Source organism: Paractinoplanes durhamensis (assembly GCF_016862175.1).
In the GTDB taxonomy this organism is placed as follows: domain Bacteria; phylum Actinomycetota; class Actinomycetes; order Mycobacteriales; family Micromonosporaceae; genus Actinoplanes; species Actinoplanes durhamensis.
On record NZ_BOML01000107.1, the window covers coordinates 1 to 7,528 of the forward strand.

At 73.0% G+C, this 7,528-nt stretch carries 3 protein-coding genes; all 3 read left to right on the forward strand.

The window, feature by feature from the left end; translation table 11 throughout:
- Positions 1-1,859 (forward strand): type I polyketide synthase (locus tag Adu01nite_RS47210; protein WP_203735970.1); only part of this gene is annotated, 1,859 nt, incomplete at its 5' end.
- Positions 1,860-1,862: 3 nt separating this feature from the next.
- Positions 1,863-6,740, forward strand: a complete 4,878-nt coding sequence (locus Adu01nite_RS47215; RefSeq protein WP_203735971.1) for a type I polyketide synthase — start codon at positions 1,863-1,865, stop codon at positions 6,738-6,740.
- A gap of 2 nt (positions 6,741-6,742) precedes the next feature.
- A partial coding sequence (locus Adu01nite_RS47220; RefSeq protein WP_203735972.1) for a beta-ketoacyl synthase N-terminal-like domain-containing protein occupies positions 6,743-7,528 on the forward strand: 786 nt, incomplete at its 3' end.

Below are 7,528 nucleotides of genomic sequence, written 5' to 3' on the forward strand. Positions count from 1 at the left end.
GCGTACGCATCACTCAACACAGCCAGGACAGCATCACCCTGATCGCCGGCGACGCCACGGGTCAACCGGTCATCACCGTCACCGGCCTCGACTCCCGGCCGGTCGCACTCGATCGCATCCGCGGCGCCGGCCGGTCCGAGACCGGGAGCCTTTACCGCATCGAGCACGTGCCCGTACCGGCCCCAGACCCGGCGCCCGCATTGACCGTGCCGGTGTTCCGCTGCCCCCGCACCGCGGACGCCGGTCCGGGCCAGGGCGTCCGCCGGGTGCTCGGCGAGGTGCTGGGGGCGATGCGCGAGTCCACTGACGAACGCCTGGTGGTGGTGACCCGATCCGGCGACCTCGCCCATGCGGCGGTACGGGGACTCGTACGCGCCGCCGGCTCCGAGCAGCCGGGCCGATTCGTCCTTGTCGAGCTGGACACCGACGACGAGGCGATGCTGCCCGCCGCGGCGGCGTGCGGCGAGCCGGAGGTCGTGGTCCGGCAGGGGTCGTTGTTCGCGCCACGGCTCGCTCCGGCCGGCGATGACGTCGGCAGCGCCGGCCCCGAGCCGACCGCGGATGGGACCGTGCTGATCACCGGGGGTACCGGTGTGCTGGGCGGACTCGTCGCCCGGCACCTGGCCGAGGCGCACGGTGTCCACCGGTTGGTGCTGGTGAGCCGCAGTGGCGCCACGCCCGACTGGGTGGACGGCCTCACCGGCTCGGGCGTCGAGATCCGGGTGGCGGCCTGCGATGTCGCGGACCGGGAAGCACTGGCGGACCTGCTCGCCGACCTCGGACCGCTCACCGGGGTCGTGCACTGCGCCGGCGTCGTCGACGACGCCACGATCGACTCGCTGACCGACGAGCAGATCGACCGCGTGCTCCGGCCGAAGGTCGACGCGGCCGTCAACCTGCACGAGCTGACCCGCGACCGGGACCTGTCGATGTTCGTCCTGTTCTCCGCGGCCGCCGGAGTCCTCGGCAACCCCGGTCAGGCCAACTACGCCGCCGCCAACTCCTTCCTCGACGCGCTCGCCGAGCACCGGCGGGCGCTCGGGCTGCCGGCCGTGTCACTGGCCTGGGGCCTCTGGGACGAGACCAGCGGCTCCACCGCTCAGCTCGGCGAGGCCGGGCGTGCCCGGCTGGCCCGCACCGGCATCCTGCCCATGCCCGCCGAGCAGGCGCTGGCTCTGTTCGACACGGCCGTCACCGGAACCCAGCCGCTGCTGGTCCCGGTGCGGCTGGACCTGGCCGGCTGGCGCGCCCGGGCGAGTGCGGGCACCGAGGTGCCGGCGCTCCTCAAGGGCCTGGTGCGGGCGCCTTCCCGGCGTGTCGCCGACAACTCGAACGGCGCCACGCTCGCCCAGCGCCTCGCCGGCCGGTCGCCCGAGGAACGCGAGGACACGCTGCTCACCATTGTCCGCACCAACGTCGCCGCGGTGCTCGGGCACGGCTCAGCGCTGTCGATCCCGCCCGAGCAGCCGTTCAAGTCGATCGGCTTCGACTCGCTCACCGCCGTGGAACTGCGCAACCGCCTCAACGCGGCCACCGGGCTGCGGCTGCCCGCCACGCTGGTCTTCGACTATCCGACGCCGATCGCGCTCACCCGCCATCTCCTCACCGCGCTGGCACCGGCCGCCGCCGGTTCGGCGCCGGTGGACCTGGACCGGCTGGAGAGCGACCTGCTGTCCGGGGCCGGGATGTACGGCACCGAAGACGTGCGGGCGAGGACCACCGAGCGCCTCCGGGTCCTGCTGGCGAAGCTCAACGGGGTGGACGCGGCGAGTGCCGGCGCCGACGAGCGCGACTTCGAGGCCGCGAGCGACGACGAGCTGTTCGAGTTCCTTGACCATGACGCATCGATTCCGGAGTAGGTAATGGACAACGAGGCAAAGCTGCGCCAGTACCTGCGAAAGGCCGTCACCGATCTGGACCGTGCGCAGAAACGGATCCACGATCTGGAAAGCCCGGAGCCGATCGCGATCGTCGGGATGGCGTGCCGCTTTCCTGGCGGCGTCGACTCACCCGACGACCTGTGGGATCTCGTCGCCGGTGGTCGCGAGGTCATCTCCCCGTTCCCCGCGGACCGCGGCTGGGACCTCGACCGGCTCTACGACCCGGACCCGGACCGGCCGGGCACCAGCTATGTCCGCTCCGGCGGTTTCCTGCACGACGCCACAGACTTCGACGCGCCGCTGTTCGGGATCAGCCCGCGCGAGGCGGTCGCGATGGACCCGCAGCAACGCCTGGTGCTGGAGTCGGCGTGGGAGGTGTTCGAGCGCGCGGGCATCGACCCGACGTCGCTGAAGGGCAGCCCCACCGGGGTGTTCGTCGGCGCCTCGTCCTCGGACTACGTCAGCATCTTGCAGTCGGCGCCGCACGAGGTCGAGGGCTACCTCGGCACGGGCACGACCGCGAGCGTGCTGTCCGGGCGGGTGGCGTTCCAGTTCGGCCTGGAGGGGCCGGCCGTGACCGTGGACACCGCGTGCTCGTCGTCGCTGGTGGCGCTGCACCTGGCCGCCCAGTCCCTGCAGCGGCGGGAATGCTCGCTTGCCGTCGCCGGCGGCGTGTCGTTCATGGCGACCCCGGTCTGCTTCGTGGAGTTCTCCCGCCAGCAGGGGTTGGCTGTCGATGGGCGCTGCAAGTCGTTCGCGGCGGCGGCCGACGGTACCGGCTTCTCCGAGGGTGTCGGGTTGTTGTTGGTGGAGCGGTTGTCGGATGCGGTGCGGAACAAGCGTCGGGTGTTGGCGGTGGTGCGTGGTTCGGCGGTGAATCAGGATGGTGCGTCGAATGGTTTGACGGCGCCGAATGGTCCGTCGCAGCAGCGGGTGATTCGTCAGGCGTTGGCGTCGGCGGGGTTGTCGCCGGTGGATGTGGATGCGGTGGAGGCGCACGGTACGGGTACCCGGCTGGGTGACCCGATCGAGGCGCAGGCGTTGCTGGCGACGTACGGGCAGGGCCGGGCTGCTGATCGTCCGTTGTGGCTGGGGTCGGTGAAGTCGAACATCGGGCACACGGCGGCCGCGGCGGGTGTGGCCGGGGTGATCAAGTCGGTGCTCGCGATCCAGCACGGCGCATTGCCGGTCACGCTGCATGTGGATGAGCCGACGCCGGAGGTGGACTGGTCGGCGGGGGCGGTGTCGCTGCTGACCGATGCGGTGTCGTGGCCGGAGGTGGATCGTCCGCGCCGGGTCGGTGTGTCGTCGTTCGGTATTTCCGGCACGAACGCGCACGTGATCGTGGAGCAGGCGCCGGAGCCGGCCGCCGAGGAGACCCCCGAACCGGTCGCCGGGGTGGGCAGTGGGCTGGTGCCGCTGATGGTGTCGGGCCGGTCGGCCGAGGCGTTGCGGGATCAGGCGGGGCGGTTGGCGGCGTGGCTGGCAGCCCGGCCCGAGGCCGACCTGCTGCGAACGGCAGGGGGTCTGCTCGGCTCGCGGGCGGGGCTGGCCACTAGGGGGGTGGTGCTGGGCTCGGACACTGCGGAGCTGGTGGCGGGCCTGCGCGCGCTCGAGTCGGGCGAGCCGGCCGTTTCTGGGGTGGCGGGCTCGGGCCGGGTCGTGTTCGTGTTTCCGGGACAGGGTTCGCAGTGGGCCGGGATGGGGTTGCGCTTGGCCCAGAGCGAACCGGTGTTCGGGGCGACGCTGGACGAGTGTGACGCGATCTTCCGGCCGTGGCTGGGCCGGCCGCTGCGGGAGGTGCTCGTCGACGAGGAGGGGTTGCGCCGGATCGACGTGGTGCAGCCCGCGCTGTTCTCGGTGATGGTCGGTCTGGCCCGGTTGTGGCAGTCGTACGGCGTGCAGCCGGCCGCGGTGGTGGGCCATTCGCAGGGCGAGATCGCCGCCGCGTGTGTGTCCGGGGCGTTGTCGCTGGCGGACGCGGCGCGGGTGGTGGCGTTGCGGAGCCGGGCGTTGCGGGCGCTGGCCGGGCGCGGGGCGATGGTGTCGGTCGCGGCGCCGGTGGATCAGGTGCGGGAGTGGCTGACCCGGTGGGGAGAGCGGCTGTCGGTGGCGGGGGTGAACAGCCCGTCGGCGGTGGTCGTGTCCGGTGAGGTCGAGGCGGCGCAGGAGTTCCTGGCGATGTGTACGGCCGACGGGGTCTGGGCGCGGCGCGTGGACACCGAGGTGGCAACGCACTGTCCGGGCGTGGAGGAGATTCGGGACGAGGTGCTGACGGCGTTGTCCGCCATCCGGCCGCAGGAGGGCCGGGTGCCGATGATGTCGACGGTGACGGGGGAGTGGATGGACGGTTCGCAGCTCGACGCGGACTACTGGTACGCGAACATGCGCGAGCCGGTCCTGTTCCACGACGCGGTCACCGCGCTGGCCGATTCAGGCCACGACGTGCTGGTGGAGTGCAATCCGCATCCGGTGCTGGCGACCGCGGTGCCGGACCTGCCATGGGTGGCGTCGCTACGGCGCGGCGACGACGGTCGGTCGCGCTGGGCGACGAGCTTGGCGGAGGCCTGGGTACGCGGAGCGGCGGTCGATTGGCGCCTGCCGGGTCCGGACGCGGGCTTGGAGTTGCCGACGTACGCGTTCCAGCGGCAGCGGTACTGGCTGTCGGCGGACAAGCATGCTGACGAGGTTGCCGGTCCGGGCGTGTCCGGGCCGGAGCGGCGGTTCTGGGCGGCCGTGGAGGACTTCGACGCCTCGGCGCTGGTCGAGCTGGTCGGTCCGGAACGGGTCGAGGTCGACGCCGTCGAGGCGGTCCTGCCGGCGCTGTCGAGCTGGCGGCGGGCCGCTCGGGAGCGATCCGTCGCCGACTCCTGGCGCTATCGCATCGATTGGCAGCCGGTGCCGGCGAGCGAGCGACCGGTCCTGACCGGTACCTGGCTGGTGGTGGCGCCCGATGACATCGAGCCGGGCCTGGTCGACGCATATGCGGGTGCGCTCGGCGAGCATGGCGCCACGACCACCACGATCACCATCGACAGCGCCGAGACCGACCGCGTACGCCTGGCCGGCCGGCTCGAAGAGGCCGCGGCCGGTGGCGACCTCGCCGGGATCCTGTCGTTCCTGGCGCTTGACGAACGGCCGTACCGGCCGGGCCTGTCCCGTGGCCTGGCGGGCACGCTGCTGCTCGTCCAGGCCGGCGGCGACGCCGGTGTGGACGCGCCGCTGTGGGGCGTGACGCGCGGCGCCGTCGCGACCACCGCTGCCGAACCGGCGAGCCCGGTCCAGGCGCAGATCTGGGGGCTCGGCCGGGTGGCCGCCCTGGAACTGCCGAGCCGCTGGGGCGGCCTGGTGGACCTCCCGCCGGACACCGACCAGGCCGCCGGCACCCGGCTGTGCGCGATCCTCGCGTCGCATGCCACCACCGGCGAGGACCAACTGGCGATCCGGGGCGATATCCTGGCTCGCCGGCTGCAGCGCGCGCCGCTCGGCGAAGCGGCGCCGAGCCGGAGCTGGACACCGCGCGGCACCGTCCTGATCACCGGCAACACCGGCGACGCGCCGGCATATCTCGCCCGCTGGGCGTCCCGCCGTGGCGCCGACCACGTCGTCCTCGCGGGCCCCGCCGGATCGGGCGAGGCGGGGCTGGCCGAGGAGCTCTCCGCCCGGGGCACCCGTCTCACCGTCGCCGGGCTCCGGCTGCCCGACCGCACCGCGCTCGCCGCGCTGGTCCAGCGGCTCGCCGACGACGGAACACCGGTCCGCGCCGTGCTGCACGACGCCGTCGAGGTCGAACTGGGCCTCCTCGCGGACGTGGACACCGAACACCTGATCCGGAACCTGGCGCTCAAGGTGGAGACGGCCCGCCACCTCGACGAGCTGTTCGACGACGACAATGTCGACGCGTTCGTGCTGTTCTCCTCGGTCGCCGGGGTGTGGGGCAGCGGTGAGCACGGCGGCTACGCCGCCGCCAACGCCGCCCTCGACGCGCTCGCCCAGCAGCGACGGACCCGCGGCCTGCCCGCCACCTCCGTCGCCTGGGCGGTCTGGGACCTGTTCGCCAAGCCCGGCGAGGACGGAACCGTGCCGGAGGTGGCGCAGCGGACCGGCCGGCACGGTCTGCCGGTGCTCGACAGCGATCTGGCGCTGCACGCGCTCGGCCGGGCGATCGACCACGACGAGACGTTCGTGGCCGTCGCCGACGTCGAGTGGGAGCGATTCGTGCCGCCGTTCACGGCGATGCGGCCGAGCCCGCTGCTCGCCGGCCTTCCGGAGGTCGCACGCGTGCTGGCCGCCGCCGGTGCCCCCGGTGAGCAGGCCGCCGAGGTCGGGCTGGAACTGCGCCGGCAGCTCGCCGGCCAGCCGGCGGCCGAGCAGCTCCGCGCCCTGACCCGGCTGGTCTGCGGCCAGGTCGCGGCCGTCCTGCGATACGGCGGAGCCGATTCCGTCGTGCCGGGTCAGCCGTTCAAGGACGTCGGCTTCGACTCCCTGACGGCCGTCGAACTGCGCAACCGGCTGATCGCCGCCACCGGCCTGCAGTTGCCCGCGACGCTGGTGTTCGACCACCCCACGCCCGCGGAACTCGCCGCCCACCTGCGCGCCGAGCTCGTGGGCGACGACGCGGCCACCACCGCGTCGGTGCACCAGGATCTGGACCGCCTCGACGCCGCCCTCAGCGGCCTCGTCGCGGACGACGCCGAACGCGGCGACCTGGCCCGGCGCCTACAGGCCATCCTGTCGAACCTGACCGGATCGAGCGTGACCGGCGCGGAAGCGGACGCGGTCAGCGAGCACCTCGAGACCGCCACTGACGAGGACCTTCTCAACTTCATCCACCGCGAGTTCGGAAGGCCCGTGAGCTGATCATGGCGAACGAAGAGACCCTTCGTAACTACCTCAAGTTCCTGACCGCGGACCTGCACGAGACGCGCCGGCGCCTCCGCGAGGTCGAGGCGGCCACCCCGGAGCCGATCGCCATCGTGAGCATGGCGTGCCGGTACCCCGGCGGCGTCACCTCGCCGGAGGATCTGTGGCGGCTGGTCGCCGAGAAGGTCGACGCCGTGGCCGAGCCCCCGGCCGACCGAGGCTGGGAGGCCGGCGAATCCTCGGCCGTCCGGGCCGGCGGGTTCGTCGACGGGGCGGCCGACTTCGACGCTGAGCTGTTCGGGATCTCGCCCCGGGAATCCCTCGCCATGGACCCGCAGCAGCGGCTGGTGCTGGAGGTGGCGTGGGAGGTCTTCGAGCGGGCCGGAATCGACCCGACGTCGGTCCGGGGCAGCCGCACCGGGGTCTTCGTCGGCAGCAACATTCTCGACTACGCGTGGTCGCAGCGGAACCCGCCCGAGGAACTGGCCGGATACCTGGGTACGGGCAACTCCGGCAGCGTCATCTCCGGGCGCGTGGCGTACACATTCGGCCTCGAAGGCCCGGCGGTGACCGTGGACACCGCCTGCTCGTCCTCCCTGGTGTCGTTGCACCTCGCGGTGCAGGCGGTGCGCAGCGGGGAGTGCTCTTCGGCGCTGGCCGGCGGCGTCACCATCATGTCCAGCCCGGCCGGGTACCTGGACATGGGACGCCAAGGCGGCCTGGCCGCCGACGGCCGGTCCAAGGCGTTTTCGGGCGACGCCGACGGCATGACGATGGCCGAGGGC